Genomic DNA, 24537 nt, shown 5'->3' on the forward strand with positions numbered 1-24537 from the left:
CTCCAAGTGGTCTGACCACGAACACTACTACTATAATAATCGAAGTGTAGGGAAATTGTCCATTATATTTTCACAACCACATTTTCTTCCCCGACAATTTCACGAAGTGCTCCTAAACATTCTTCACTTGGATGAATCGATAAACTTCGTGATAATTGTACCATTTTATGTTCCTTTTCATAATAAATTAGTACTTTCGCAAAACCCGAATAGTCAAACAATATTTTAGTAACCTGATTTAAAAGCTTTTTCTCATATTGAGATGGCAATTTCACGTAAACAGACGCATCTTTCTTTTCTTCATACACATCCATTTCTTCTAACGGATATAGTCCATTTACAATCCATTGCAGCTTATGATTTCTAAGCTCAATCATGCCGTCAACTAAAACAATTGCTCCTTCTTGTAACTTATCTGAGAAATGTATATACGTTTCGGGGAAAAGAACTGCTTCCATTTCATCATTTTGATCACAAAATGTAATAAATGCCATCTTTTGCAACTTTTTCGTACGAATCACTCTCACGCTTGTTATGTACACGATAGCTCTTTGTACTTTTTTCTTATGTCGCATCGCCTGAGCGAGAGTTGGAATTTCTAATTCTTTCGCTAACTTCACATACTGCGCTGTCGGATAGCTTGATAAATAAAAACCTAGTACTTCCTTCTCTTTATTTAACTGTTCAATAAAAGAGAGCTCTTCTCCTTGTACGTATTTTGATTTCGGAACAGCATCTCCTAAATCACGTGCAAGATTGGCATACTCTAACGCTCCTTTAAGACTTTTCCATAAATTCGTTCTCGAAACACCGAAATCGTCAAAACACCCAGACCAGACGAACGCCTCTAAATTTCGCTCTGTTACAAACTTTGATGGCATGCGCAGACAAAATTCAAATAAATCTTCAAACATTTTTTTCTCTCGTTCTTCGATTAATGCTGTCACTGTAGCCATTCCGATGTTTCGAATGGAAAGTAAGCTGTAACGTATTGCATTTCCTTCTATTTGGAAATTGTAACCACTTCTCTGAAGAGACGGCGGCAAAACATGAAAACCTTTTCGCTTCGTTTCGCGTATATACTGCACAATCTTATCTTCATTTCCAATTGCACTCGATAATAGTGCCGTCATAAATTCCAGCGTATAATTCGCTTTTAAGTAAGCAAGCTGATATCCAATCATACTGTAGGCTACAGCGTGACTTCGGTTAAAGCCGTAATTTGCAAATCTTACAATTAAATCATAAATTTTCTCTGCAGATGTCTCGTCATAACCATTTTGTAAACACCCTTGCACAAAATGCTTACGTTCCTGATCTAAAATATCACGATTTTTTTTACTCACTGCACGGCGTAATAAATCGGCTTCTCCGAGCGAGAAGCCCGCCAACTTCGACGCGATTTGCATAATTTGTTCTTGGTATACAATTACACCGTATGTTCTTTCTAAAATCGGCTTTAAGTCCGGATGTAAATATTCAATTTGTCTTTTTCCGTGTTTTGATTCAATAAAGGTTGGAATTTGTTCCATCGGTCCTGGTCTATATAACGAGTTAACAGCAACAATATCTTCAAATTCATTCGGCTTTAACCCGCGAAGCACATTTCGCATACCACCTGATTCAAGCTGGAATACACCTGTTGTATCCCCTCTACCTAACAATTGGAATGTCTTTTCATCTTGAAGTGGTAAATTTCTTATATCGATTTCTTTTCCTGTTTTTTGCACGATAAACTTTATAATATTTTCAAGTAACGTTAAATTACGTAATCCTAAAAAGTCCATCTTGAGCAACCCAAGTTCTTCTAATGCATCAGCTGGGTATTGCGTAACATACACATCGTTATGCCCTTCTTGAATTGCAACACTTCCGGTTAATGGCTCTTGGCTCATAATAACGCCAGCTGCATGAATAGACGTATGACGCGGTAAGCCTTCTACACGTTTTGCAATTTCAAACACACGTTCATGCAGAAGATTCCCTTGTATAAATTCACGGAGTGATTGCGATTCCTCATATGCATCTTTTAACGTTATACCAAGCTTTGATGGGATAAGTTTTGAGAATATGTCGATATCTCGCGGCGGAAGACCCATTACACGCGCAATATCTCTAATTGCCGCTTTCGCTGCAAGCGTCCCAAACGTTACAATTTGCGCAACACGAAGCTGACCATATTTATCCTTCACATATCGAATCATCTCATCACGTCTTATATCCGGAAAATCAATATCAATATCTGGAAGTGTCACACGCTCTGGGTTTAAAAACCTTTCAAATAATAGATCGTATTCAATTGGATCAATATCTGTAATTTCTAATACGTAAGAAACGAGTGAGCCAGCCGCTGATCCACGACCTGGTCCTGTTAAAATATGATTTTCATGCGCGTACTTCATAAAATCCCAGACAATGAGGAAATAATCACTAAACCCCATGCTAGAAATCACGTTTAATTCATGATTCAAACGCTTTATATGTACTTCTTTCGGCGTACCATAACGTTTTTGTAATCCTTCTTCACAAACGCGGCGCAAATACATATCATTCGTCTCGTTAGATGGAACAGGGAATTTCGGTAATTGATTTACATGAAACGGTATTTCTACTCTACAACGTTCTGCAATTTCTACTGTGTTATAAATCGCTTCTTCTACGTGAGAAAATAGGGCTTCCATTTCATCTGATGATTTTAAATAATATTGATCTGTTTTCAGCCTCGGCCTATCAGGATCCGTCATTTTCGTTCCACTTTCAACAGATAATAAACATTCATGAACAAGTGCGTCACTTTGATTGATGTAGCGTACATCGTTCGTCGCTACAACCGGAATATTTATCCTATTCATAAATGCAGGTAATTTTTCTTGCAGAAGCAGTTCATCTTGAATCGCATGATGCTGTAAACTCATATAAAAACTGCCGAACATATTTTGATACATACGAGCTACTTCTTCAGCTTGACTCTCTTTGTCTTCTAATAATAATTGTTCGATTTCCCCATCTTTACCTGGTGAAATAGCAATTAATCCTTTCGCATAATGTGCAAGCCATTTCTTAGGAATACCTTCTTTTGACTTCGTCATAATGCTACTAGAAATCTTTAATAAATTTTGATAACCTATTTCATTTTCAGCAAGTAAGACAAGCGGATAAGACTTTTCTTCTTCTTCACTAAAAATAGAAGCTGTTAAGCCGATGATAGGCTGTATACCATGTTTCTTACATGCTTTATAAAACGGAATAACGCCATACATAACATTTTCATCCGTAATAGCTAGCGATGAATAACCGAGCTCTTTCGCCCTAACTACAAGTTCATCAATTTTACAAGCACTTTTTAATAAACTAAAAACGGTTTGACATTGTAAATGCACAAACTTCACTGTTGTACCCTCTCTTTACCTATTTGACTACTTTTATTATAGGTGAAGAGGAAAGAGGAAATCAAAACATACTTCTTATACTTTGTCCATATATATGAAGAAGAAAGGGGAATGACGATGGATGTAAGAGAACACACTTTTTTCTCTCTGCTTATTATTAGTTATTTTATTGCCTTTGGGGTTATACTTGGTGGTTCATTAATTGGTGGATTTGGTGCATTTCTTATCGGAAAACCAACTCTCACTTACATTAATCAATTCGCCCAAAATTTAAGAATTTGGGCACTCGTTGCAGCGATCGGCGGAACATTTGATACTTTTTATAGTTTTGAAAGAAGTTTCTTTGGCGGGGATATGAAAGATATCGTAAAACAAATTCTCCTTATTTTTTTCGCAACAGGTGGTATGCAAACTGGTCTTATTATTATTAAATGGCTAACGCAGGAGCATGTATGAGAGTACCAAGTGCCAATACAGCAAAAAGATGGTATTTAGTTTTAGCTGGGGCTGCTGTTGGAGGTGTATTGAGCTGGTTTATTTTTTTGTACATATACGGTGTTTTTCAAGAAGAACAAGCTAGTAAAATAGCAGAACAAAGAGAAATTATAGAAAAACAAGAAGCAAAACTCCACGTTCTTCTCGAAGATCAAGAAAAATTAAATACTGAAAATAAACGGCTCTTAACCATTCAAGAGATTAAAATAAAACTTATAAATCGAGAAAAATACGATTTAGACAACCTTACAATTGAAAACATGACTACTTCTATCCATAATGACCTCCAGCATCTTTTAACGAAAAACATACAAAGTATCGCAAAAAATAAAGACCTACTCAAAAAGGTAATCGAAAACAAAACGTACAAACATTACGATCGGCTATACCGGTTTAAAGTCGATACAATATCCTTTGATACCGTGCTTGAAATTAGCATTACGATAGAGAAAGAAAAATAAAGAAGGAGGGCTTTAGCACCACTCCTTCTTTTCGTTCTAACATATAATTTCTTATTTACAAATCTCACGTAAATCAGCAAATAGACGATCCGCTTCTTCCCAAGAAGATGCTTTTGCACCAGAAGCCATCGGATGTCCTCCGCCGTTATATTGCATTGCTAATTTATTTATAACTGGTCCTTTTGAACGAAGGCGAACACGAATCACATCGTCTTCCTCTAAAAATAGAACCCATGCCTTTAATCCATCAATATTACCAAGTGCTCCAACAACGCCGGATGCCTCAGAAGGAAGTACATCAAATTCTTCTAATACTTCTTTCGTTAATTTAATGTAAGCTGCTCCTTCTTCTACCATCGTAAAGTTTTGTAAAATATAACCGTTTAAACGAGCGATTTTTTCTTTTGTCTTATACATTTCATTGTATAAATCTGTGAATTTCACACCCATGTCAACAAGCTCACTTACGTAACGAAGTGTTTTTGCTGTTGTATTCGGGAATAAGAAACGACCTGTATCCCCAACAATACCCGCTAAAATAAGACGAGCTGCTTCTTTTGTTATTTTTAATCCTTTATCTTTTCCATAATTATAAAACTCATAAATCATTTCACTTGTAGAACTTGCTGTCGTATCTACCCACGTAATGTCTCCGTATGGATCTTCATTTGGATGATGATCAATTTTGATTAACATCTTCCCTTTTGTATAGCGTTGATCGTCAACACGTTCTTGGTTTGCTGTATCACAAACGATAACGAGCGCATTTTCGTATACACTATCTTCAATATCATCCATTACTCGTAAATATGCTAATGACGGTTCATTGTACCCAACCGTATAAATATTTTTCTCTGGAAACGATTCTTGTAGAATTGTACTAAGACCGCCCTGTGAACCTAACGCATCTGGATCCGGACGCACATGACGATGAATAATAATTGTATCAAACTCTTTAATTGCTCCTAAAATTTGCTCATGCATATGTATAATCTCCTTTTTATTCAACTTCTTCACTTTAACGTGCAGTAAAAGCCCAATGAATGTGGGCTAATCATTAGCACGGACACATCCCCACACTAATGAAAGTATCACTTTATCCTCCATTATAACGGAAAGTATTTCATACATGCGAACAATTGCTTTATAATAAAAATTAGAAAGTTTAGATATTTCTTTTTTCTCTACTATTTTTTCATAAAGCGATGGGAGTGTGCATGATGCCAGTATTAGTCTTCTGTATTATCGTCTCATTTATGTTGTACCTCTTCTACAAAACAAAATACTTTCGTACAAACCGCCCAATGGAGAAAGGTTGGCTCTCAGGAAAATCCGCAATGGCACTCGGTTCATTCGTCTTATTCTTCGGGATAAACCAATTCTTTTTAGAACTTTCAACCGCTCGTATTATCGTTGGTATCTTATTCGTTCTATTTGGCAGTGCAAGTGTATTTAATGGATTTCGCCAATACAAACATTTCTTACCATTAGCAGTTGAAGAAGCCGAAGTCTATGAAGCAACGTAAAAAAGCATCAACATTGTGATGCTTTTTTACGTCCTCTAACTTTCAAAATCATATATGCGACAAACGCAGAAGGAATATTGAATGGATTGCCTTGCACATGGAGATGTAACTGTTCTTCCCCAAAAGACATTTTTTCATATAGCTCTCGCTGAGATAATCCTGTTTTTTTCTTTTTTTCATGTAAACCTTGTAAGTATAAATATTGAATCGGTATCATCACAAGGAAGTAAAATAGTGCGATACTACCAAAAAAGAGTACTGTCGATGACATCATGCATACCACCTTTCAGAAATCCATTTTCTTACAATTAAATTATAACATAGTCTAGAATCCAAATGAATTAATATTCTGTTTTTTTATCAGACAATTGTCTTACTGTATAACTCCTCTTCCGCATACTGAATATATCGGCGAATGAAATAATCAGGATTCTTTTTAATAGGTTCAATATCAAGTCTTAATGGTATTTTCCCTGCCATATAAAAGATTCTTAAAGCAGTTCCAAGTCGAATGGCTGCTTCCGAAATATTTCCCCCATATCCCATCATGAAGTTCCCCCATGCCTCTTCTAACTGTCCAGAAGCAATTAAATGCAATCTAGGAACACCAATATCAAACTCTTTATACCCAAATCCACATTCATCAAAATCGAGTAAATACCAATCCTCTTTGTCTACAAGAATATTTCCAAAATGCATATCTCCGTGAACAAATTGTTTTTCTCCCAATTGAATTGAGTTTGTAAGTTCTTGTATTCTTTCTGCAATTCTCAAGCATTTATTTTTATCCTCATAAGATAAAAAAGAAGCATGTAATAAACATTGTAAAGGCTCATGAATCATCTTTTTCTCGCTATATATAGGTCTTTCATAACCCCTCCAAGTTTGCGGCACACTTTTAAGTACTCCATTTGCTTTTTCATGAAACATTCGCATGAGTGATCCAAGTTTTTCATAATCTTTATCCTTTGGTTCTATAATTTCACTTCCATTTATAAACCTAAAGACAACAAAATACTGGATACTTCCCTCATCTTTCATAACAGGTGTGATCCAGTCACCATCTTTATTTACAACTACTTCTGGTACTAACATTTGTTTTTGTATCGCTATTAACCAATGTATTTCAGCTTCTATTTGCTCGGCTGTATAACGTCCTTCTCTATACTGCCTAACTACAAATTTATTTTTGTCCGATTCGAACATATATGTTTGATTTTCTCCCCCATGCAACAATGAAACTTTCATAAGACTATTTAAATTATATTGCTTACATAACTGCTCTTTAATGTGAAAATCCATTCTTCTCCCCCCTAGTACATATAGTGCAGCATAGTTTTCCTTTAATAATTAGTAGTGTAAGCTTTTCTATCGACTAACAACCAATTCTCTAACCTGATATAGATTAGCTAAAGTCTCCAACATATACTGCTATTTTTGCACTTCACTACCCAAACTCTTACGCAGCTTAAATAACAGCTTCAAAATCCAATAAAACAAAATAAAGTTAAAGAAAAAGCCTAATGGATTAAAAGATATTTCCCATCCACCATAATAAACAAATGTTTCAGCTGGTACACCAAAGTATAGAAAATCGCCCTTATTTTCTCCAGCTGTAGAGATAAAGGAACAAACAATAGCGAAAATCAAACTTACTACATACAATTTCTTTTTCTTTATATCCATTCTTCGATGTGTTAACACATGAAAAGTTATTGCAAATACTACCCCTAAAAAGAGAATTATTACTCCCATTCGACACCTCCACAATTATTGTTCAAGCATCTTCAAATGATTGCACGCTTCTATTTATAAATATGAAACAGAACGTAATTTACCTTTTTCTTTTGCAATTCAAAACATAATAGATTCAGTTGATAACTAAATTTTAAAAAGCTCTACTATACCTTCTTAAAAAAAATGGAACAAACCAAAGCGGCTTGCTCCATCTTTTTATTTATCGATCAATTGCACCATAAGTAATGCTTTCCCAACAACATTACCTTCATGGTGTACTTCTACATCAACCTTACCAAATTTACGTCCTATTTCTAATACTTTCGGATGAACCGATACAACATTGTCAATTTGAACTGGTTTTACGAAATAAATTGTTAAGTTCTCAACAATTAAATCGCTCTTCTTTTGCGCACGAATAACGCGATTCGTTGCTTCTGTCACAATCGTTGCGAATACACCGTAAGATAGCGTTCCGATTGAATTCGTCATTTGCGGTGTCACTGAAAATTGATATAGATGCTCATTTTTCGCTTCTTTCGGCGTCATAAATTGATTCGTTACAATATCATCGATTGTTTCACCGACTTGCGGTTGACGCTGAATCATTTGCAACGCCTGAAGTACATCTTGACGGCTAATAATACCTTGCAACTTATTTCCTTCATCAACAACTGGAAGTAACTCAATACCTTCCCACACCATCATACGCGCCGCAGCTGCGACAGACATTTTTCCATTTACCGTAATCGGATGCTTTGTCATCACTTTATCAATTGGTGTTTCTTTCGCTACACCGATCATATCTTTTGAAGTTACAATACCTAACACCTTTTTATTTTCATCAACAATCGGATATCTTCCGTGCATCGTCTCTTCGTTATACGCATGCCATTGCTGCACTGTATCATCTGGCTTTAAATATAACGTTTCTTCAATTGGCGTTAAAATATCTTCAACGAGTACAATTTCTTTCTTAATAAGCTGATCGTAAATCGCACGGTTAATTAACGTTGCAACTGTAAATGTATCGTAACTACTTGAAATAATCGGCAGTTTTAATTCATCTGCTAATTTCTTCACATGATCTTCCGTATCAAATCCGCCCGTAATTAACACCGCAGCTCCGGTTTCTAACGCTAATTGATGTGCGTTCGTACGATTACCGACAATAAGTAAGTTTCCAGCTTCTGTATAGCGCATCATCGCTTCTAATTTCATTGCTCCGATTACGAATTTATTTAACGTTTTATGTAGTCCTTCTCTGCCTCCAAGTACTTGACCATCGACAATGTTAACGACTTCTGCATATGTCAGCTTTTCAATATTTTCTTTCTTCTTTTGTTCAATTCGAATTGTTCCGACACGTTCAATCGTACTAACATACCCTTTATTTTCTGCATCTTTAATTGCACGATAAGCTGTACCTTCACTTACACTCAAATCTTTTGCAATTTGCCTTACAGAAATTTTATGCCCTACTGGCAGGCTATTAATATGTTCTAAAATTTGGTTATGCTTGGTAGCCAAATGGTTTCACCATACTTTCTTTTCCCTAAATTCTTCATGTGTTGTATTTTCAGTATACTATATTTTCAAAACTGTTACACTCTCTCTTTGTATATCTGTACTATTTTTTTTATAACAAAATACACCTTACATTACACCACTTCTTCTATTACAACAATGTAATGGTATTGTCATCTCGTTCGATAGTTTGTCCAGCCACTTCCATATACAATGAAGACAAGAAATGAAACAAAGGAGCGGATACATGATGAAAAAATTATTAGAAGTTGTAGGTGCTGTATTGTTAGCTTTCGTAGACGGGAAAAAAGTTGCAATGGAATTGAATGAAACACCTGAACAGCCACTTCCAAAAACAAAAGAATCATCAAAACAAGTACAACCTTTACAAGCTGTCCTACACACGTAAAAAACCCTTCACTTGTCTTTTCAAATGAAGGGTTTCTTTTCTATAGTGTAATACTTTCTCCAGCTTCTAATACTTTCCCTGTACAATTTTGTAGCTTTTCTACAAATTGATATGGATCTTGTTCAATAACCGGGAACGTATTGTAATGCATCGGTACAACAGTTTTCGCCTGAACCCATTTTGCTGCTAAAACAGCATCTTCTGGTCCCATTGTGAAATTATCACCAATTGGTAAAAATGCTACATCAATGTTATTTAATTCCCCAATTAATTTCATATCAGAGAATAGAGCAGTATCCCCTGCATGGTACAAAGTCTTCTCTTCTGCTGTAAATAAAATACCCGCTGGCATACCTGTATATGTAATCGTCTTATTTTCTTCATCAATATAACTAGAGCCGTGGAATGCTTGTGTAAACTTCACTTTTCCGAAGTCAAATTCATGTGAACCACCAATATGCATCGGATGTGTTTTTACACCTTGCCAACTTAAAAATGTCGCTAGTTCAAACGGTGCCACTACAACTGCATTATTTTTCTTCGCAAGTTCTACTGTATCTCCAACATGATCACCATGACCGTGTGATAAAAGAATCGCATCTACTTTTACATCTTCAGCCTTTAAATCTGTTTTTGGATTTCCTGTTAAAAACGGATCAATTAAAATTACTTTTCCATTCGTTTCAATCTTTACAACTGAATGCCCGTGATAAGATACTTTCATTATTACATTCCTCCCCTTATTACATTCTCACTTTTTATTCTACATGATTTTTCAATTCCCTGTCTTTTCTAACATCGATTTACTTGTCATAACGCTTTCTTCCGAGTTAAAGTTATATTTGTAATTAAATATCTCGGGGGTGCCAATCGATGAATGCTAGATTAGAAAATTTAATGCAATGGCTAAAAGAAAAAAACGTTGAAGCTGCGTTCTTAACTTCTACACCGAACGTCTTCTACATGACAAACTTCCACTGTGAACCACACGAAAGACTTCTTGGTATGTTTGTATTCCAAGAAAAAGAACCTATTTTAATTTGCCCTAAAATGGAAGAAGGCCAAGCACGTAACGCTGGCTGGGCACATGAAATTATCGGATTTACTGATACTGACAGACCATGGGATATGATTGCAAAAGCAATTAAAGACCGCGGTATCAATGCAAATGCAGTTGCAATTGAAAAAGAACATTTAAACGTAGAGCGCTACGAAGAATTAACAAAATTATTCCCAAATGCAGCTTTCACGTCAGCTGAGGAAAAAGTTCGTGAACTTCGTTTAATTAAAGACGAAAAAGAACTTTCTATTTTACGCGAAGCAGCTAAAATGGCAGACTATGCTGTTGAGGTTGGTGTAAATGCAATTAAAGAAGATCGTAGCGAACTAGAAGTATTAGCAATTATTGAACACGAATTAAAAACAAAAGGCATACATAAAATGTCATTTGATACGATGGTATTAGCAGGTGCAAACTCTGCTCTTCCACACGGTATTCCAGGTGCAAACAAAATGAAACGCGGCGATTTCGTACTATTTGATTTAGGCGTAATCATTGACGGCTATTGCTCTGACATTACACGTACAGTGGCATTTGGCGACATTTCTGAAGAACAAACTCGTATTTACAACACTGTACTTGCTGGACAACTACAAGCAGTTGAAGCATGTAAACCAGGTGTTACACTTGGTGCAATCGACAACGCTGCTCGTTCTGTTATCGCAGATGCAGGTTACGGCGACTTCTTCCCGCACCGCCTTGGTCACGGACTAGGAATTAGCGTACACGAATATCCAGATGTAAAAGCTGGTAACGAATCTCCATTAAAAGAAGGTATGGTCTTCACAATCGAGCCAGGTATTTACGTACCAAACGTAGGTGGCGTTCGTATTGAAGATGATATTTATATCACAAAAGACGGATCAGAAATTTTAACGAAATTCCCGAAAGAATTACAATTTGTAAAATAATAAAAAAGGCAGCGTGAGTGCTGCCTTTTTCTATTTCCGCTTTAACACCATCTTCTCTTCATACTTATCATCCCATTTAATCACAATCTCTATCGGTTCATCTTTAGATAGAGGCGCACAACTTACACAAGAAGACTTCATTTCAATCTTTGCTCCTTTATGATTTTCTGACGTTTGTGTCATTGTGCTAAAGGCTCCATTAATAGCAATCTCTAAATTTTTAAATTCTGTATTTCCATCTCCGCCCTTATACTGAAATGTAAACATTCCATCTTCACTGTCATCCTTAATATGGCCTTTATATTGTCCCGTCCAACTTTTGCTCTCGCTAGAAAAAGTAACATACCAAATCGAGCAGCTTCCTAAAAAGAAAATACTAATGAAAAAGAATAATGCTCTCTTCATCATGCCCCTCCATTCAAATGCACTTATTTATTGTCTATTTCTTCCTTCTATTATACTATTAAAATACAGAATTTTCTAAAATAGGAGGTTTATATGTTACAACAACAGTTAGAAGAAATTCGTAATAATAATTACATGCTGGATAACAAAGTTAACATTGATTCTTTAAGTTCCAATATGCTTGAACATATCGGTGTTACTGATAGCTATTTAAGAGACAAACTTATTTACTCTACTTTTTATCATCTCATCAAAAAGGAATACCTTTCACACACGCAATTACAGAAACTACTATTAGAAAGCATCAGTGAAAAATATTTATTGTATAAGATTCATTCGGCTGATGAAGATGCGGTATTTACGCGAGCATTTACAACATTATTAATTGCCCTCATTATTGATGCTGATACAAATCATAATTTCTTATCACGGACTGATATTTCAAATGTAAAAGATCAACTAATTCTATATATGAACAACGAACATGATTTCCGGGGATATGTGCAAGACCACGGCTGGGCACATAGTATCGCTCATGCTTCCGATACATTTGAAGCGCTTGTTCGTAGTCCTAAACTGGAAACTTTATATTACGAAGAAATATTACAAACTTTATTAAACAAAGTCTGTGTCCATTCTATTTACTACAAATATGAAGAAGACGAGCGTCTCGTTTATCCGATTGTGGCAATGCTACAAAATGGTCTAAAGGAAGAAGTACTCCTATTAGCCCTTCATGACTTAGTAGCTCAATTACCCGTCAAAAAACAAACATTACATATTGAATCGTACGAGTACTTATACGGAAATGTAAAATCTTTCTTACGTAGTTTGTTTTTCCGACTACGCACACTGTCTATATGTGAAGAAACCGAATGCAAAATTGAAAAATTGCTACAAGAACTTCCAAAATATTATTAAAAAAAGAAGGCCACTTAAAAAGTGCCTTCTTCTATTTCACTAATATTTAATTGAAATTTCACGATCCAAACTGAGAAAAGGTGGACAAGAAGCGCAAACGCCATACATGCTCCGCTTAAAAAAGTTAGTATAGGATGCGAATACACGTGCCCTAATCCATAAGATATCGCCACGAAAAACATTGTTATGTAAATATAAATTGCTCCATGTATTTGCCTCATATAAACCTCCTTTTCATATAGTATAACATAAATTTTCTGATTATTCACATTAATAGACTGTAATTAATATTTCTCAACTGTTACACCTCTAACAGCCGCTTTAATATATGGCGCTCCTTGTAAACTTTGTAAATCCTCTGTTTTACCTGTTACAACTACACCTTATATTGGTAGGTCTTTTGGTTTTCTGTTTTTTATTTCTTTATAGTCTGTCCTAAAAGATTCTTAATATCCCACTTTTATTTTCACTTAAAGATATCCAAATACAGCTTTTCTACATTTTTATCATAATAAAAAGCACATCTATTTTGATGCGCCCTTCACATATATTTTATTAACATATAAATCACTTTTTTGAAATAAAGACTCTCACTCATCTCTCTCCATACTATCGTTATGACTTAGTTTCCATAATAATTGAACGAGGATAAAACCCCAGCTTTTCATAAAACGATACAGCTTCATTTCCGTACACTACTGTTAATTCAATTTCATCTATCTTCTTCGCTTTAAACCATTCCACTGCACTCTTCATTAATTTCAAACCAAATCCGTTTCCTCGGTGTTTTTCATCAACGAATAAAACTTCAATCTTTCCGTTTACACTTTTGCTATATGCTATACAACATCCTAATATATTATCTGTTTCCGTCTCAACTAATAATTCAATTCTATACTCTCCGTACTTTGAATTTTGTTTATAATTTTCAATACGTTCCTCAAATGACATTCTTGGATAGTCACCAGAAAAATGTTTTGATGTATTATTATGATATTCATGCAATTTATTTAAAGGTTCTCTTATTACTTCTATTTCATCGAGAGTGATATATTTATTACTAATTCTCATCCTACAGCATCTCCAATAATGTATATTCAACCAAAAAGATGACCATTTTACGGTTACAAAATACCAATCTATTATTTCATCGCATCCTTCACAACATCTTGAATCATAACGACTTCTGTTTTCATATCAACAGAGGAGACTTCCTCATCAATACATTCATACCAAAATTCCAAATGCTTTTTATCAATTTCATGATGAGAATTTTCGACAAGAGCCCCGCCTTCTCCTTGCACAGAATACCAATATAAGTACTCTTCTCCATCTCTTATTTCCCGGAAAATTGTCTCAACGTACATCTTTTCGTCGTTTAATGTCAAAAGCACTTCTTTCATATTGTCATTCAGAAGCTGCATCCATTCATCTACACGATGACTTTTACCAGGCTTCACTTTAAATCTCGTTAATTCCACATTCATTTTTATTCCCCCGTTTTCTTCCGTACAAATAATCTATATTCTATTGGATTATGAAAACTTAATTTGCTAGCTAATTTTCGCGAAGAAGTATTGTCTACATAACAATCCCAGCACGGTGTAATATCATTTTGCATGCAATATTCAATAAACCTTGCTGCAACAGCTTGAGCTAATCCTTTCCCTTGATATGCTTTATGCGTCACAATATCAATTTCAGCAAATCCGTTTCCACTAAATATTGAAACACATTCCGCTACAATCATTCCCTCTAGTTCTATACAAAATCCAAAACCATCGTTTAAAAATGTTTCTTTTGATCCCCAATATTCTTTGTAGTACTCCTCAGTAAATTCACTGCTTCGTTCTATATATCTTCTATCAATACGCTTCACTTCATATGTATTTTTGTTACAATCTCGTTTTCTCTCTTCAAAGATTACGCTTTGAAACTTCATTCGCGGGATGTTTCGAAGTACATGACTAAAACGTTCTTCTATCATCATTTCCCACTCGTCACTCGAAGAGAACAATGTAAATCTCTTCTCTGTTTTTTCAATAGCCTTTTTTATAAAAGAAAATAAATCTTCGTTGTAATTTTGATCATCAGTATGACCAAATAAATAATAAATGCCATTCGCTGTACGAATTAGTCCTGCTGTTAACTTCTCGTTTACAAAAACATCACCATCTATCACTTGATCACATACCGCATAAGCAAACGTCGTCGTTTTTGTATGGCTTTCTAAAATTGGAAGGATTTTTCTATACTCAGCTACAGATAATTTTTTCATAATTGCTCCACTTTAATCGTATCCGCCTCTATATGTTCAAAACAAAGATTTACCGTTCTCTTTAATGCTCTCGTTCTATGAATCGTACATGCTGGAATTAAAATAGAATCATTCGGCTTTAATACCGCTGTTTCTCCATCTTCAAAATCAATAAGTAATTCTCCCTCTAACACAATAAATAATTCATCCGAATTAGAATGATAGTGCCAATCATATTCACCAGTAAATACAGCGATTCGTAAGCAATGACTATTCACATTTGAAACAACGAAGTTTTTATGTTGATCTTGAATGTCTTTTGTTAATTCTATTAAGTTCACAGTTTCCATCTTTCGTCTCATCCTTTCATTAGTCGTTCTTCTGAAAAATCAACTTAGTCTCCACCACCTCCGCAATCTCCTCCACCATCACTTGAGCTGCTACAATCACTGCTACTGTAGTCACCGAATCCACTTGATGAACTTGAAGCGTATGAAGATTTTTTGCTCATTTTTCTTTGCTTATCTTTCTTACTTTCATGACTAGGCCATACTGTATCAAATAATATAAAAAATAAGACTAATTCTATTGCAACAAGGAGAAATTCTAAAATACTCTCAATAATATTAGGAGTTATCTCAAAACTGTAAAACACTCCAAATGAATACATACACAAAATTACATACAGAACCATACAAATATACCGAAATGTTTTTTCTATCATAAGGACTACTTTTTTTGAAATAGGTATGTGTATGTTCTGTTCTTGTTTTTTCTTTATATACTTTTGTCTCTTAGCCTGCTTTTTCTTCCTCTTTTTACTCCCCACCTAATCCCCTCTTTTGACTTTCATTTTTCATTTAATTCCAAATTATCACAAAAAATAACATTATAACAAGCTATATTCCACGTAAAGTTTTGTTTACTTTTTGTAAAGCTTCATTTACTTATTACCTAAAAATGGATATAATAAATGTAACAAATTTATAAAAAGGAGACTTTGTATATTTGATTAAAAATAGGGTAAAACAATTCCGCGTCGTTAGAGACATCACCCAAGAACAATTAGCTTCCTCTGTTCAAATCACTAGACAATCCCTCATCGCTATCGAAAAAAACAAATACAACCCAAGTTTAGAATTAGCATTGAAATTATGTGAGTTTTTCAACTGTAAAGTAGAAGATTTATTTCAATTAGATAAAACTGGGGAGGAAAAAGAATGAAAAATACTTCTAATCAAAAGTTCATTTCACATCTTACTCTTTTATTGTTAGGATCATCATTACTTTATTTCAATAGTAACGACGAAGAAAAGATTAGTTCTGTCCTTCTATTCGTTGGTGTATACATACTCTTAGATTTAATACTATTAGTAGTGAAAAAAATATTCTTTAAGAAAAAAAAGAGCGTTTCTGAGAAATATCCATTACCTGAGATGGATGAAAGAATCGAGAAGATGAGTTTAAAGCTTATGGCACAAATTTTCGGTCTCTCTCATTTAGTCGGCTCTGTGATACTATTTATTTTATATATCACTGACAAAAACTCGATGATACGAGTTGAGTATGCCTTATATTACTTGTTCGGCATTCTTTTCTTTACAATGATGTTCGGATTGAAAATTGTAAAGAAACTAGATAATTAACTCAAATAAAAAGCCCCTCCTTACGAAAGGAGGGGCTTACATGTATTTCTATTATGATAAAGCAGGAGCTTTTTCAAGAAGCTCTTTCGCATCAGCGTATTGTAAACCGTGAGCTTCTGCAACTGCTTCGAATGTTACGTATCCATCTAATGTGTTAATACCTTTTAGTAATGCAGTGTTGCCTAAGCAAGCATCTTTGTAGCCTTTGTTCGCAATTTGTACTGCATATGGTACTGTTACATTTGTTAATGCAAGAGTTGATGTACGTGGAACCGCACCTGGCATATTAGCAACTGCATAATGAACAACGCCATGTTTTTCGTAAGTTGGGTTGTCATGAGTTGTAATACGGTCAGTTGTTTCGAAAATACCACCTTGGTCAATCGCGATATCTACAACGACAGAACCTGGTTCCATTAATTGAATCATTTCTTCTGTTACAAGTTTTGGCGCTTTTGCACCTGGAATTAATACTGCACCAATAACAAGATCAGATTCTTTTACAGCTTCTGCGATGTTGTATGGATTAGACATTAACGTTTTTACTTGGTTACCGAAAATGTCATCTAGTTGACGAAGACGTTCTGCACTTAAGTCGATGATTGTTACATCTGCACCTAAACCTACTGCAATCTTCGCTGCGTTTGTACCAGCTTGACCACCGCCGATAATTGTTACTTTGCCGCGTTTTACCCCTGGAACGCCTGCAAGTAAAATACCTTTACCACCCTTGTTTTTCTCAAGGAATTGTGCACCGATTTGTGCAGACATACGACCTGCTACTTCACTCATAGGTGCAAGTAATGGTAATGAACGATTGTCTAATTGTACTGTTTCGTATGCAATTGATACAACTTTGTTATCAATTAATGCTTTTGTTAATTCTGGTTCTGGAGCTAAGTGTAAGTATGTGAATAAAATTAAACCTTCACGGAAATAACCGTATTCACTTGCTACTGGCTCTTTTACCTTCATAACCATATCTTGATTCCATGCTTCTTCAGCAGTTTCAACAAGTTTCGCACCAGCTTGTACGTATTCTTCATCCGTAAAGCCAGATCCTAAACCTGCTCCTTTTTGAACAAAAACTTCATGACCATTTTGTACTAAATGTACTGCTCCCGCTGGCGTCATTGCCACGCGGTTTTCATTGTTTTTAATTTCTGTTGGAATACCGATACGCATTATTAGTTCCCCCTTGAGTTATGAAATGACCCCTGAATCATTTTTTAAAGCGCTTTCTACGCTCTTATATTTTAACATAATATCTCAATATTTGACAAAAAATAATACAAGTTTTCCGATAGATTTAATTTTATATTAAAGGACAGTATTATCCGCACCTCTTTGCATAAAGGATAAACTGTCCAATTATTCGAAACTTCTCTTTATTTTTCTCTATCGATGTCTATGAATAACATCAACTGCACCAGTCACTTCAATAATTGTACCGGTAATCATATCGGAATCGTCCTCACATAAAAACGCAATCGTTCTTGCAATATCTTCACCTGTTCCAGATCTACCAACTGGTGTGTTACGTTCTTTCAACTGACGTGCTTCTTGAATCGTCGCTTCTTTCATTTCACCAATAATATCACCAGGACATACCATGTTTGCAGTAATACCATATTCAGCTTCTTCGTAAGCCACTGTTTTCGTTAATGAAACAAGTCCTACTTTCGCTGCGGCAAAAGCTGAACGATAAATCCATCCCGGTGCGCTATCCGCCCCTTGAAATCCGTAATTAATAATACGGCCAAAGTTCTGTTTTCTCATAATCGGAACGACAAGTTTCAACAAATGAAACACCGCTGTTAAATTACCCTGAATCATTTCATTCCATTCATCTTCTTCATAATCGACTAACTTTTTTCGTTCAAATACATATGGACCAGCATTATTAATTAAGAAATCGATTTTGCCAAAACGGCTTATCGCTTCTTCTACTATTTTATGTAAATCTTCCTTTTTCGTGACATCCGCTTGCACGAATTGTAGACGCTCTTCCATATTTTTATATGTTTCTTTCATCTTTTCCATAGCCGTGATATCGCTATGATATGTTACTGTTACTGAATAGCCTTTAGCCAATAATTTTTCTGTTACTTGCTTTCCTAAACCTTTCGTACCGGCTGTAATGAGCGCGTGTCTCACAAAACGGCCCCCTTTTAAATTGCTATAGTTCATATGTAACAAGTTCTCGCACCAATTACAACTAAAATGAATCAAAACAGAGTTTTCGAAATTCTGTAACGTTTCTGGCAAGCGCATTACCAAAATTTGTTTTATAATAAAGTTGTAAACGGTAATAAAAATGATTGGGAGGAATTTACTATGAATAATACATATACAAATATTTTAATCGCGGTGGATGGTTCTAAAGAAGCAGAAAAAGCCTTTAAAAAAGCAATTCAAGTCGCAAAACGCAACAATGCAACATTAACTATTGCTCATATCGTTGATGTAAAAGCATACTCAGCAGTAGAAGCTTATAGCCGTGCAATTGCTGAACGTGCAAATCTATTTGCAGAAGACTTATTAGAAGACTACAAAAAAACTGCGCTTGAAGCTGGCCTTGAAAAAATTGAAACTGTATTAGAATTTGGTAATCCTAAATCAAAAATTTCAAAAGAAATCGCTCCAAATCATAAAGTAGATTTAATTATGTGTGGTGCAACTGGTTTAAATGCTGTTGAGCGTTTCCTAATTGGTAGCGTCTCTGAACATATTATTCGCTATGCGAAATGCGATGTCCTTGTTGTTCGTGGTGATGAGGAGCAAGGTGAGCTTTAATTTATAAAAATAAATAGGGTAGATAAGAGGCTTCTCTTATTTACCCTATTTTCATTTATACTTTTGGAATTCTGTAATCTGGATTATGCTGTTCCCAGCCACCTTGTGTATGTACACTCGTATCGCCATCACCATCTACCCATATTGTTCTCCCGTCAGGTAAAACTCTTTCATGGGGTGTTACATGATGCGTATTCGGGTTTTCCTCCGCTGTATATTCTGCATCCATTACTTCTGGAGCTGATGCTTGTGCTACACTATCACCTTCTACTCCGTCGGCGATTCCATCCACACCATCAACTATATCAATAACTCCAACTGAGAAGACGCCTACAGCTGCAACTTTAGCTAATTCTTTCCCTGCTTCTATTGCTTTATCAGTATCTCCTTCTCTTATTGCTTGTACAGTTTCAACTCCCTTTTCCGAAACATGTACAATCCCTTTTCCAATTGTCGTTGCTGTATCTTGAACTGTTCCAAGTATTTCTTCGTATCCTCGCTTCGCTTGCTGTTTATCATCTGTAATAAGACCACCTATAGCATCATACGTCCCATCAGCAAGATTCCCAACGATTTCCCCAGTTTTCACAGTAGCTTTATTAACACCTTTTCCAACATCCTTTATGAAATTACTGTTCGTAACTTCTCCTACTGCTTCTATCGCACCGCCCACTACTTCGGCTGTAACTTTAGCGGCTGCTTTAGTTACTAATTTAATTAAACTCATACCGCATCTCCTTTTTAATATCATTATATAAAACTATTGCGATTATAATTATATAGCTGTAGTCTATATAACTACAACTTATTTCACATACTTTACTATAAACACAAAACAAACCACAACAACAATAACGATCGCCAACACATAAGGCGGAAGAAACTTCAAAGACCATAATGCCATCATAATCGTAGCTACTGTTAAATAAGATTGCCTTGCATCTTCTGTCATTTTTTTACGAAGGCAGAATACATACAAATAACCGATTGGCGGCGTAATAAAGCAAAGAACATATATAATTTTAGATTTCAAATACCATTTTTGTTCCCCAAGTTTCTGTATATCTTCTTCTATTCTCTTATGCTCTTGTTCTCTCGCTTCTTCTACAAGCGGATCTTCCTCTTCTCCTCGCTTTTCTTTCATATAAGGAAGAAAATGCATGAAAAAATAGTATGCAAATACGAACGCTCCAAATCCAATATTTACTCTTTCTAATGGAATATGTTCACTAAAACAAGCAGCGGCAATCACTAAAGAAAAACAATACGTCGTTATCCAAAATGAACGTTTTCTCTTTTTTCGTTCCATTTCTTTTTTATCTTGTACATGTTTTCTTTTCGAAAGCCATATCGAAATACAGCAGTCTACTACAAATAGAATAAAGATAAATATCCCGATATGTACTGTTTCTACATCCTCAAATGAAAAGATATTTGGGAATGCAACGTGCAATACAATTAGCGTATACAAAATTAACCCTATAAAATAAATACGTCTCATTTTCCATCCCTTTCTTATTTCCTAACATTAGGTTAACATACATTTTTTAGAAATAGATGGACAAAATATATATGTTTAAAAAAGGAGGGTGCCACATGGATGATTCTGAACGTATTATTTTAGATGTGAATGGGAAAGAAATCGAAATGTTAGATACAATTCGCGCACATTTTAGAGAAACGCATGGAATTGAGCTAAGTAATGGTGCATTACTGCGAGATTTAATGGATATTGAGTATATTCGAATTACGGAAGATCGACATAAGTATGATTAAAAGAAAACGACTGCAGGCGAATGCCATCAGTCGTTTTTCTTTCTTTATTTAAGCTCTTGATGCTTCCCGCCCATACCACCTGGCTCATTGCTATCTTGGTGTACAGTTACTTTATTGGTTTTCGCATCTTTCAAAACTCTATATGTATATGATTCGTTTGGTTCATCTTTAAACTGTACATTCATACCGTAAGAACCGATTTTACTATAAAAGGCCGGTTTTATGTACGAAATATCACTTTCTTTATATCCTTTTTCTTGCAAGTGCCACATCGTTGCAAGAATCGCTTCCTCTCGCTTTACTTGTTCACCAACAAAGATATATTTGTCTAGGAGAAACACTTTAACATTTGCACTTAAGCTAATTAACAGTAAAACGATAAATATTATTTTTTTCATAGACTTCCCCTAAATTATTCTTTTTTACTATATCATAACTTAAATACTAGTAAAAAAGAAAGTACGCCAGACTTTAACAGACTGGCGTACTTTTTAACTCAATTCTTGATAACTTCTTTCGTTAATCCCTTCGCCTTCTCCAAAGCCTTTTCAATCTGTTCAAATCCTGTTCCACCAGCACTGTTACGACGCTTTACAGCTGCATATGGTGACAGCACTTCATACAAATCTTCTTCAAATAACGAGCTCATTTCTTTATACGTTTCAAGTGGTACATCTACTAAATAAATTCCTTTTTGTGTACAGTGCAGCACTAGCTTTCCAACAATTTCATGAGCTTGACGGAATGGTAGTCCTTTGTTTGCTAAGTAGTCAGCAATTTCTGTTGCGTTAGAGAAATCTTGCGTTACAGCTTGCCCCATTTTTTCTTTGTTGACAGTCATCGTCTCTAGCATGCCTGCCATAATATGAAGGCATCCTTCTACTGTTTTTACTGTATCAAACATTCCTTCTTTATCTTCTTGCAAGTCTTTATTGTAAGCGAGCGGCAATCCTTTCATTACTGTAAGTAAGCTAAATAAATTACCGTACACTCTGCCTGTTTTACCACGAATAAGTTCCGCCATATCTGGATTTTTCTTTTGCGGCATAATGCTGCTTCCCGTTGCGTATTGATCGCTCATTTCAATAAATTGAAACTCTTGGCTACTCCATAAAATAAGTTCTTCGCAAAAGCGTGATAAGTGCATCATAAGCATAGATGAGTTACTGAGGAACTCCAATATGAAATCGCGATCGCTTACTGCATCTAAACTATTTTCATAGATTCCATTAAATCCAAGAAGCTCCGCACTATATTCTCGGTCAATCGGGAATGTTGTCCCAGCTAACGCTCCTGCTCCTAATGGTGAAATGTTAATACGCTTTAATGAATCTTCATAACGATTCACATCGCGCTCTAACATCCAAAAATAAGCGAGAATATGATGCGCAAATGAAATTGGCTGGGCACGCTGTAAGTGCGTATAGCCAGGCATAATCGTTTCAATATTATTTTCTGCTTGATGAACAAGAACAGTTTGCAATTGTTTTGTAGCTTTTATAATATGCTCTACTTTTTCATTTAAATATAAGTGCATATCTGTCGCTACTTGATCGTTACGACTTCGGCCAGTATGAAGTTTCCCGCCTACTTCACCGATTTTTTCAATTAACATCTTTTCGATATTTAAATGAATGTCTTCCGCTTCAACGGAAAAATGCAATTTATTTTGTTTCGCTTCTTCTAATAAATATTGAAGACCTATCTTTATTTTCTCTGCTTCTTCTTTCGTAACGATGCCTTGCTTTGCTAGCATCGTTACGTGCGCAATACTCCCGTTTATATCTTGATTTACTAATTGTTGATCGAAGGAGATGGATGCTCCGAACTCTTCAACCCACGCTTCCGCTTCTTCTGTAAAACGTCCGCCCCAAAGTTTGCTCACGCTTCCACCTTCTTTTGATTCACTTGGCTGTATACTTTCGTCGGTAAACCGAATAATGAAATGAATCCAACTGCTGCATCATGATTAAATTCATCCTGAGCTGTATACGTTGCTAATTTTTCATCGTATAAAGAGTACTCAGATTTACGCCCTTCTACAATTGCATGACCTTTAAATAATTTCACACGCACCATGCCTGTTACATTCTTTTGCGTTTCTTGTAAGAAAGCATGAAGCGCTTGTTTTAAAGGCGAGAACCATAAACCGTTATAAATAAGCTCTGTTATTTTTTGCTCAATCATCGGTTTAAAATGTGCTACTTCTTTTACGAGTGTTAAATCTTCAAGTTCTTTATGCGCCGTAATTAATGTCATTGCTGCTGGGCATTCGTATACTTCACGCGATTTAATACCGACAAGACGATTTTCTACGTGATCGATACGTCCAACGCCATGTTTTCCAGCAAGTGCATTTAACGTTTTAATAAGTTCTGAAAGTGGGTATGCAGTACCATTTAAAGTCGTCGGTACGCCTGCTTCAAAGCCGATTTCTACAAACTCTGGTTTATTCGGTGTATCTTCTAATGCTAATGTCATCTCATATGCATCTTCTGGCGGTGCTGCCCATGGATCTTCTAAAATGCCACATTCATTACTGCGTCCCCATAAGTTTTGATCGATTGAAAATGGGCTGTCTAAATTAATCGGAATTGGTACATCGTTTTCTTTTGCATAGGCAATTTCTTCTTCACGTGACCATTTCCATTCACGTACAGGCGCAATCACTTCTAAGTAAGGATTTAACGCTTGAATAGAAACTTCAAAACGAACTTGATCATTCCCTTTCCCTGTACATCCGTGTGCCACTGCAGTCGCTCCTTCTTGTTCTGCAATCTCTACTAATTTCTTTGCGATAAGTGGACGAGATAACGCCGAAACGAGAGGATATTTCCCTTCATATAACGTGTGTGCTTGCATCGCCATCAATGCATATTCGTTTGCAAATTCTTCTTGAACATCAATCATATATGATTTAATTGCACCTACTGAAAGTGCCTTTTCTTTTACAAATGCTAAGTCTTTACCTTCCCCTAAGTCTAAACAAAGCGCGATAATATCATAATTCTTCTCTTGTAACCATTTAATTGCAACGGAAGTATCAAGGCCTCCAGAATATGCTAATACAACTTTTTTCTTCTCCATTTTGCATCCCCCTAAAGAATAAATATTCATTTTCTTTTATAATAATTCACACTTTAACACCTTTTACAAAATGTATCAAGAGTCATTTTCAAATTTTTTCAAACAATTTCGTCGAACTTCTTTCTGTTTTTTTG

31 protein-coding genes and 1 pseudogene are annotated in these 24537 nt (G+C 35.4%); 10 read left to right on the plus strand and 22 right to left on the minus strand.

From position 1 onward, the window contains the following. Nucleotides 1-62: 62 nt before the first annotated feature. Nucleotides 63-3389, minus strand: a complete 3327-nt coding sequence (gene dnaE / locus PDQ40_RS13865; protein ID WP_000673762.1) for a DNA polymerase III subunit alpha — start codon at nucleotides 3387-3389, stop codon at nucleotides 63-65. Between the two features lie 42 nt (nucleotides 3390-3431). Between dnaE and PDQ40_RS13870 the strand changes: the two genes are divergently transcribed. Beyond that, on the plus strand, nucleotides 3432-3845 hold the full coding sequence (locus tag PDQ40_RS13870; RefSeq protein ID WP_001998397.1) for a YtrH family sporulation protein: 414 nt from the start codon (nucleotides 3432-3434) through the stop codon (nucleotides 3843-3845). Continuing rightward, complete coding sequence (ytrI, locus tag PDQ40_RS13875) at nucleotides 3842-4345, plus strand: sporulation membrane protein YtrI (RefSeq protein ID WP_001265735.1); 504 nt, start codon at nucleotides 3842-3844, stop codon at nucleotides 4343-4345. Before PDQ40_RS13870 ends, ytrI begins: the two co-directional genes overlap by 4 nt. 51 nt (nucleotides 4346-4396) lie before the next feature. Here the strand turns inward: ytrI and PDQ40_RS13880 are convergent, their stop codons facing one another. Beyond that, complete coding sequence (locus tag PDQ40_RS13880; protein WP_000545147.1) at nucleotides 4397-5329, minus strand: DHH family phosphoesterase; 933 nt, start codon at nucleotides 5327-5329, stop codon at nucleotides 4397-4399. A 236-nt stretch (nucleotides 5330-5565) separates the two neighbouring features. Here PDQ40_RS13880 and PDQ40_RS13885 point away from each other — a divergent pair, with 236 nt between their 5' ends. Next, complete coding sequence (locus PDQ40_RS13885) at nucleotides 5566-5871, plus strand: YtpI family protein (protein ID WP_001144765.1); 306 nt, start codon at nucleotides 5566-5568, stop codon at nucleotides 5869-5871. Between the two features lie 7 nt (nucleotides 5872-5878). Here PDQ40_RS13885 and PDQ40_RS13890 read toward each other — a convergent pair whose 3' ends face one another. From PDQ40_RS13890 to PDQ40_RS13905, 4 genes are all read right to left on the minus strand, one after another. Beyond that, entirely contained in the window at nucleotides 5879-6142 is a 264-nt protein-coding gene (locus tag PDQ40_RS13890) for a DUF3949 domain-containing protein (RefSeq protein ID WP_000099739.1), read from the minus strand. 89 nt (nucleotides 6143-6231) lie between these two features. After that, entirely contained in the window at nucleotides 6232-7173 is a 942-nt protein-coding gene (locus PDQ40_RS13895; protein ID WP_000345500.1) for a phosphotransferase enzyme family protein, read from the minus strand. Nucleotides 7174-7302: 129 nt separating this feature from the next. Further along, on the minus strand, nucleotides 7303-7626 hold the full coding sequence (locus tag PDQ40_RS13900) for a hypothetical protein (RefSeq protein ID WP_000538208.1): 324 nt from the start codon (nucleotides 7624-7626) through the stop codon (nucleotides 7303-7305). A gap of 198 nt (nucleotides 7627-7824) precedes the next feature. Further along, nucleotides 7825-9138, minus strand: a complete 1314-nt coding sequence (locus PDQ40_RS13905; protein WP_000201583.1) for a CBS domain-containing protein — start codon at nucleotides 9136-9138, stop codon at nucleotides 7825-7827. A 244-nt stretch (nucleotides 9139-9382) separates the two neighbouring features. On the opposite strand from PDQ40_RS13905, the gene PDQ40_RS13910 reads away from it, so the two are divergent. Next, complete coding sequence (locus PDQ40_RS13910; RefSeq protein ID WP_242301319.1) at nucleotides 9383-9544, plus strand: hypothetical protein; 162 nt, start codon at nucleotides 9383-9385, stop codon at nucleotides 9542-9544. A gap of 40 nt (nucleotides 9545-9584) precedes the next feature. Here PDQ40_RS13910 and PDQ40_RS13915 read toward each other — a convergent pair whose 3' ends face one another. Then, nucleotides 9585-10268 carry a metal-dependent hydrolase gene (locus PDQ40_RS13915; protein WP_000868938.1) on the minus strand — a complete coding sequence of 228 codons (684 nt, stop codon included), beginning with the start codon at nucleotides 10266-10268 and terminating at the stop codon, nucleotides 9585-9587. A 149-nt stretch (nucleotides 10269-10417) separates the two neighbouring features. Between PDQ40_RS13915 and pepQ the strand changes: the two genes are divergently transcribed. Next, on the plus strand, nucleotides 10418-11515 hold the full coding sequence (gene pepQ, locus PDQ40_RS13920) for a Xaa-Pro dipeptidase (protein WP_000994042.1): 1098 nt from the start codon (nucleotides 10418-10420) through the stop codon (nucleotides 11513-11515). Nucleotides 11516-11545: 30 nt separating this feature from the next. Here pepQ and PDQ40_RS13925 read toward each other — a convergent pair whose 3' ends face one another. Next, nucleotides 11546-11923, minus strand: coding sequence for a hypothetical protein (locus tag PDQ40_RS13925; RefSeq protein ID WP_001998405.1), 378 nt, complete (start codon nucleotides 11921-11923; stop codon nucleotides 11546-11548). 90 nt (nucleotides 11924-12013) lie between these two features. On the opposite strand from PDQ40_RS13925, the gene PDQ40_RS13930 reads away from it, so the two are divergent. Next, nucleotides 12014-12841, plus strand: coding sequence for a DUF2785 domain-containing protein (locus PDQ40_RS13930; protein ID WP_000941484.1), 828 nt, complete (start codon nucleotides 12014-12016; stop codon nucleotides 12839-12841). 14 nt (nucleotides 12842-12855) lie between these two features. On the opposite strand, the gene PDQ40_RS13935 is transcribed toward PDQ40_RS13930, so the two are convergent. The 7 genes and pseudogenes from PDQ40_RS13935 to PDQ40_RS13965 all read right to left on the minus strand — a co-directional run bounded on the left by PDQ40_RS13935 (nucleotide 12856) and on the right by PDQ40_RS13965 (nucleotide 15927). Beyond that, on the minus strand, nucleotides 12856-13062 hold the full coding sequence (locus tag PDQ40_RS13935; protein WP_001248905.1) for a hypothetical protein: 207 nt from the start codon (nucleotides 13060-13062) through the stop codon (nucleotides 12856-12858). Between the two features lie 63 nt (nucleotides 13063-13125). Further along, nucleotides 13126-13318 (minus strand): annotated as a pseudogene (locus PDQ40_RS13940) (hypothetical protein); the annotation flags it as partial. A gap of 138 nt (nucleotides 13319-13456) precedes the next feature. Beyond that, entirely contained in the window at nucleotides 13457-13912 is a 456-nt protein-coding gene (locus tag PDQ40_RS13945; RefSeq protein WP_270691459.1) for a GNAT family N-acetyltransferase, read from the minus strand. 71 nt (nucleotides 13913-13983) lie between these two features. Continuing rightward, nucleotides 13984-14328: a DUF6176 family protein gene (locus PDQ40_RS13950; protein ID WP_061132062.1), complete on the minus strand. Its 345-nt coding sequence runs from the start codon at nucleotides 14326-14328 to the stop codon at nucleotides 13984-13986. Between the two features lie 2 nt (nucleotides 14329-14330). Further along, entirely contained in the window at nucleotides 14331-15119 is a 789-nt protein-coding gene (locus tag PDQ40_RS13955; RefSeq protein WP_000736740.1) for a GNAT family N-acetyltransferase, read from the minus strand. Continuing rightward, nucleotides 15116-15448 carry a cupin domain-containing protein gene (locus tag PDQ40_RS13960; RefSeq protein ID WP_071678969.1) on the minus strand — a complete coding sequence of 111 codons (333 nt, stop codon included), beginning with the start codon at nucleotides 15446-15448 and terminating at the stop codon, nucleotides 15116-15118. Before PDQ40_RS13960 ends, PDQ40_RS13955 begins: the two co-directional genes overlap by 4 nt. Nucleotides 15449-15492: 44 nt before the next feature. Next, nucleotides 15493-15927, minus strand: a complete 435-nt coding sequence (locus tag PDQ40_RS13965) for a hypothetical protein (RefSeq protein WP_240813952.1) — start codon at nucleotides 15925-15927, stop codon at nucleotides 15493-15495. A gap of 179 nt (nucleotides 15928-16106) precedes the next feature. Between PDQ40_RS13965 and PDQ40_RS13970 the strand changes: the two genes are divergently transcribed. Both PDQ40_RS13970 and PDQ40_RS13975 read left to right on the plus strand, forming a co-directional pair. Next, nucleotides 16107-16322 (plus strand): helix-turn-helix transcriptional regulator, encoded by a 216-nt coding sequence (locus tag PDQ40_RS13970; protein ID WP_000594782.1) that lies wholly within the window; start codon nucleotides 16107-16109, stop codon nucleotides 16320-16322. Beyond that, nucleotides 16319-16744 carry a hypothetical protein gene (locus PDQ40_RS13975; protein WP_000799452.1) on the plus strand — a complete coding sequence of 142 codons (426 nt, stop codon included), beginning with the start codon at nucleotides 16319-16321 and terminating at the stop codon, nucleotides 16742-16744. The genes PDQ40_RS13970 and PDQ40_RS13975 overlap by 4 nt, the downstream gene beginning before the upstream one ends. Nucleotides 16745-16795: 51 nt before the next feature. Here PDQ40_RS13975 and ald read toward each other — a convergent pair whose 3' ends face one another. Both ald and PDQ40_RS13985 read right to left on the minus strand, forming a co-directional pair. Further along, entirely contained in the window at nucleotides 16796-17929 is a 1134-nt protein-coding gene (gene ald / locus PDQ40_RS13980) for an alanine dehydrogenase (RefSeq protein ID WP_270691460.1), read from the minus strand. A 213-nt stretch (nucleotides 17930-18142) separates the two neighbouring features. Continuing rightward, nucleotides 18143-18934: an SDR family oxidoreductase gene (locus PDQ40_RS13985; RefSeq protein WP_002163505.1), complete on the minus strand. Its 792-nt coding sequence runs from the start codon at nucleotides 18932-18934 to the stop codon at nucleotides 18143-18145. A gap of 147 nt (nucleotides 18935-19081) precedes the next feature. On the opposite strand from PDQ40_RS13985, the gene PDQ40_RS13990 reads away from it, so the two are divergent. Beyond that, entirely contained in the window at nucleotides 19082-19540 is a 459-nt protein-coding gene (locus PDQ40_RS13990; protein WP_001066673.1) for a universal stress protein, read from the plus strand. A gap of 55 nt (nucleotides 19541-19595) precedes the next feature. Here PDQ40_RS13990 and PDQ40_RS13995 read toward each other — a convergent pair whose 3' ends face one another. Both PDQ40_RS13995 and PDQ40_RS14000 read right to left on the minus strand, forming a co-directional pair. Continuing rightward, the gene (locus PDQ40_RS13995) at nucleotides 19596-20267 is read right to left on the minus strand and encodes a hypothetical protein (protein WP_000052602.1); all 672 of its coding nucleotides are present in this window, start codon (nucleotides 20265-20267) and stop codon (nucleotides 19596-19598) included. Between the two features lie 78 nt (nucleotides 20268-20345). Continuing rightward, complete coding sequence (locus PDQ40_RS14000; protein WP_073541112.1) at nucleotides 20346-21041, minus strand: hypothetical protein; 696 nt, start codon at nucleotides 21039-21041, stop codon at nucleotides 20346-20348. Nucleotides 21042-21136: 95 nt separating this feature from the next. Here PDQ40_RS14000 and PDQ40_RS14005 point away from each other — a divergent pair, with 95 nt between their 5' ends. Continuing rightward, nucleotides 21137-21316 carry a hypothetical protein gene (locus PDQ40_RS14005; RefSeq protein WP_000342755.1) on the plus strand — a complete coding sequence of 60 codons (180 nt, stop codon included), beginning with the start codon at nucleotides 21137-21139 and terminating at the stop codon, nucleotides 21314-21316. Between the two features lie 44 nt (nucleotides 21317-21360). Here PDQ40_RS14005 and PDQ40_RS14010 read toward each other — a convergent pair whose 3' ends face one another. The 3 genes from PDQ40_RS14010 to PDQ40_RS14020 all read right to left on the minus strand — a co-directional run bounded on the left by PDQ40_RS14010 (nucleotide 21361) and on the right by PDQ40_RS14020 (nucleotide 24403). Next, complete coding sequence (locus PDQ40_RS14010) at nucleotides 21361-21714, minus strand: DUF3139 domain-containing protein (protein ID WP_061132057.1); 354 nt, start codon at nucleotides 21712-21714, stop codon at nucleotides 21361-21363. A gap of 98 nt (nucleotides 21715-21812) precedes the next feature. Continuing rightward, the gene (argH, locus tag PDQ40_RS14015) at nucleotides 21813-23201 is read right to left on the minus strand and encodes an argininosuccinate lyase (protein WP_061185379.1); all 1389 of its coding nucleotides are present in this window, start codon (nucleotides 23199-23201) and stop codon (nucleotides 21813-21815) included. Beyond that, nucleotides 23198-24403: an argininosuccinate synthase gene (locus tag PDQ40_RS14020; RefSeq protein ID WP_000412313.1), complete on the minus strand. Its 1206-nt coding sequence runs from the start codon at nucleotides 24401-24403 to the stop codon at nucleotides 23198-23200. The genes argH and PDQ40_RS14020 overlap by 4 nt, the downstream gene beginning before the upstream one ends. Nucleotides 24404-24537: the final 134 nt, after the last annotated feature.

Origin of the sequence: Bacillus cereus group sp. Bc061 (assembly GCF_027715825.1) — a bacterium.
In the GTDB taxonomy this organism is placed as follows: domain Bacteria; phylum Bacillota; class Bacilli; order Bacillales; family Bacillaceae_G; genus Bacillus_A; species Bacillus_A paranthracis.

Coding starts and splice junctions, on each gene's coding strand:
- ytrI (WP_001265735.1), top strand. CDS start 3,842: ATGAGAGTACCAAGTGCCAATACAGCAAAAAGATGGTATTTAGTTTTA.
- PDQ40_RS13880 (WP_000545147.1), bottom strand. CDS start 5,329: ATGCATGAGCAAATTTTAGGAGCAATTAAAGAGTTTGATACAATTATT.
- PDQ40_RS13885 (WP_001144765.1), top strand. CDS start 5,566: ATGCCAGTATTAGTCTTCTGTATTATCGTCTCATTTATGTTGTACCTC.
- PDQ40_RS13890 (WP_000099739.1), bottom strand. CDS start 6,142: ATGTCATCGACAGTACTCTTTTTTGGTAGTATCGCACTATTTTACTTC.
- PDQ40_RS13895 (WP_000345500.1), bottom strand. CDS start 7,173: ATGGATTTTCACATTAAAGAGCAGTTATGTAAGCAATATAATTTAAAT.
- PDQ40_RS13900 (WP_000538208.1), bottom strand. CDS start 7,626: ATGGGAGTAATAATTCTCTTTTTAGGGGTAGTATTTGCAATAACTTTT.
- PDQ40_RS13910 (WP_242301319.1), top strand. CDS start 9,383: ATGATGAAAAAATTATTAGAAGTTGTAGGTGCTGTATTGTTAGCTTTC.
- PDQ40_RS13915 (WP_000868938.1), bottom strand. CDS start 10,268: ATGAAAGTATCTTATCACGGGCATTCAGTTGTAAAGATTGAAACGAAT.
- pepQ (WP_000994042.1), top strand. CDS start 10,418: ATGAATGCTAGATTAGAAAATTTAATGCAATGGCTAAAAGAAAAAAAC.
- PDQ40_RS13925 (WP_001998405.1), bottom strand. CDS start 11,923: ATGATGAAGAGAGCATTATTCTTTTTCATTAGTATTTTCTTTTTAGGA.
- PDQ40_RS13930 (WP_000941484.1), top strand. CDS start 12,014: ATGTTACAACAACAGTTAGAAGAAATTCGTAATAATAATTACATGCTG.
- PDQ40_RS13935 (WP_001248905.1), bottom strand. CDS start 13,062: ATGAGGCAAATACATGGAGCAATTTATATTTACATAACAATGTTTTTC.
- PDQ40_RS13945 (WP_270691459.1), bottom strand. CDS start 13,912: ATGAGAATTAGTAATAAATATATCACTCTCGATGAAATAGAAGTAATA.
- PDQ40_RS13950 (WP_061132062.1), bottom strand. CDS start 14,328: ATGAATGTGGAATTAACGAGATTTAAAGTGAAGCCTGGTAAAAGTCAT.
- PDQ40_RS13955 (WP_000736740.1), bottom strand. CDS start 15,119: ATGAAAAAATTATCTGTAGCTGAGTATAGAAAAATCCTTCCAATTTTA.
- PDQ40_RS13960 (WP_071678969.1), bottom strand. CDS start 15,448: ATGGAAACTGTGAACTTAATAGAATTAACAAAAGACATTCAAGATCAA.
- PDQ40_RS13975 (WP_000799452.1), top strand. CDS start 16,319: ATGAAAAATACTTCTAATCAAAAGTTCATTTCACATCTTACTCTTTTA.
- ald (WP_270691460.1), bottom strand. CDS start 17,929: ATGCGTATCGGTATTCCAACAGAAATTAAAAACAATGAAAACCGCGTG.
- PDQ40_RS13985 (WP_002163505.1), bottom strand. CDS start 18,934: ATGAACTATAGCAATTTAAAAGGGGGCCGTTTTGTGAGACACGCGCTC.
- PDQ40_RS13990 (WP_001066673.1), top strand. CDS start 19,082: ATGAATAATACATATACAAATATTTTAATCGCGGTGGATGGTTCTAAA.
- PDQ40_RS13995 (WP_000052602.1), bottom strand. CDS start 20,267: ATGAGTTTAATTAAATTAGTAACTAAAGCAGCCGCTAAAGTTACAGCC.
- PDQ40_RS14000 (WP_073541112.1), bottom strand. CDS start 21,041: ATGAGACGTATTTATTTTATAGGGTTAATTTTGTATACGCTAATTGTA.
- PDQ40_RS14005 (WP_000342755.1), top strand. CDS start 21,137: ATGGATGATTCTGAACGTATTATTTTAGATGTGAATGGGAAAGAAATC.
- PDQ40_RS14010 (WP_061132057.1), bottom strand. CDS start 21,714: ATGAAAAAAATAATATTTATCGTTTTACTGTTAATTAGCTTAAGTGCA.
- PDQ40_RS14020 (WP_000412313.1), bottom strand. CDS start 24,403: ATGGAGAAGAAAAAAGTTGTATTAGCATATTCTGGAGGCCTTGATACT.